The following is a 1,838-nucleotide window of genomic DNA, read 5'->3' on the forward strand; positions in this document are numbered from 1 at the left end:
GGAGTCCGCCGCGCGCGAGGAGGAGCTGCGGGAGGCGGTCGGCCTCGACCGGACCCTCCCCGAACCCGAGGAGCCCCGCGGCAGCCGCCGGGTCCTGCGGGCGCGTTACACGATCGTCAACGACAAGGATGGCCACTGATATGGAGTCGGCAGAGGTCGCACGCCGCTTCCTCAAGTTCTTCGAAGAGCGCGGGCACTTGGTGGTGCCCTCGGCCAGCCTGGTCGCCGAGGACCCGACCCTCCTGCTGGTCAACGCCGGGATGGTCCCGTTCAAGCCGTACATGCTCGGCCAGCGGACGCCGCCGTCGCAGCGGATGACCAGCGCCCAGAAGTGCGTGCGCACACCGGACATCGACGAGGTCGGCAAGACCACCCGGCACGCCACGTTCTTCCAGATGCTGGGGAACTTCTCGATCGGGGACTACTTCAAGGAGCAGGCGATCCCGTTCGCCTGGGACCTGCTGACCAAGCCGCGGTCCGAGGGCGGGTTCGGGTTCCCCGAGGAGAGGCTCTGGGTCACCGTCTTCCACGACGACGACGAGGCCGCCGAGATCTGGAACAAGAAGGTCGGCGTGCCCGCCGAGCGCATCCAGCGCCGCGGGATGGCCGACAACTTCTGGTCCATGGGCGTCCCCGGGCCGTGCGGCCCGTGCTCGGAGATCTACTACGACCGCGGCCCGGAGTACGGCCGCGAGGGCGGGCCCCTCGTCGACGAGGACCGCTACCTCGAAGTGTGGAACCTGGTGTTCATGCAGTTCGAGCGCGGCGCCGGCGAGGGCAAGGAGGACTTCCCGATCCTCGGCCCGCTGGCCCACCGCAACATCGACACCGGTATGGGCCTGGAGCGGATGGCCGCCATCCTCCAGGGCGTCGAGAACATCTACGAGACCGACACCCTGTGGCGGGTCCTCGACCGCGCCGCCAAGCTCACCGGCACCTCCTACGGGCGCGAGCACCGCGCGGACGTGTCGCTGCGGGTCATCGCCGACCACGTCCGGTCCGGCACGATGATGGTCGCCGACGGCATCCGCCCCGGCAACGAGGGCCGCGGCTACGTGCTGCGCCGCATCCTGCGCCGCTCGATCCGCAACCTGCGGCTGCTCGGCGCGCAGGACGCCGGCCTCATGCACGAGCTGACCGACGTCGCGATCAAGGCGATGGGCGAGCAGTACCCCGAGCTGGTCCGCACGGCCGCCAACATCCACACGGTCATCGACGCGGAGGAGGAGTCCTTCCTCTCCACCCTGCGCACCGGCACGACGATCTTCGACACCGCGGTCGCCGACACGCGGCGCTCCGGGGCGAAGGTGCTCGCCGGCGACCAGGCGTTCAAGCTGCACGACACCTACGGCTTCCCGATCGACCTCACCCTCGAGATGGCCGCCGAGCAGGGCCTGTCGGTGGACGAGGACGGCTTCCGCCGGCTGATGAAGGAGCAGCGCGACCGCGCCAAGCAGGACGCCCGCGAGAAGAAGACCGGCAACCTGGACGTCTCGGTCCTGGACGCGCTGCTCACCGAGGCGGGCGGCAAGGTCGACTTCATCGGCTACGGCCACCTGATCGGCGAGGCCCGCCTGGTCGGCCTGCTGGTGAACGGCGCGAACGTGCCCGCCGCGGGCGAGGGCGCCGAGGTCGAGGTCGTGCTCGACCGCACTCCCTTCTACGCCGAGGGCGGCGGCCAGCTCGCCGACACCGGCGTGATCCGGCTCGGCGGCGGCGCGCACATCGAGGTCCGCGACGTCCAGTCCCCGCTGAAGGGCCTGATCGTGCACCGCGGCGTGGTGCGCGGCGGCGAGGCGCGCGCGGGCGACACCGCCTACGCCGAGGTCGCCATCTCG

The 1,838-nt window shown here is 70.9% G+C and carries 1 protein-coding gene; it reads left to right on the forward strand.

The window, feature by feature from the left end:
* Nucleotides 1–140: 140 nt before the first annotated feature.
* Nucleotides 141–1,838: alanine--tRNA ligase (alaS, locus tag AB0J52_RS38710; protein WP_500188026.1), on the forward strand; the 1,698-nt coding region annotated here is incomplete at its 3' end.

Origin of the sequence: Spirillospora sp. NPDC049652 (genome assembly GCF_040675125.1) — a bacterium.
In the GTDB taxonomy this organism is placed as follows: Bacteria; Actinomycetota; Actinomycetes; order Streptosporangiales; family Streptosporangiaceae; genus Spirillospora.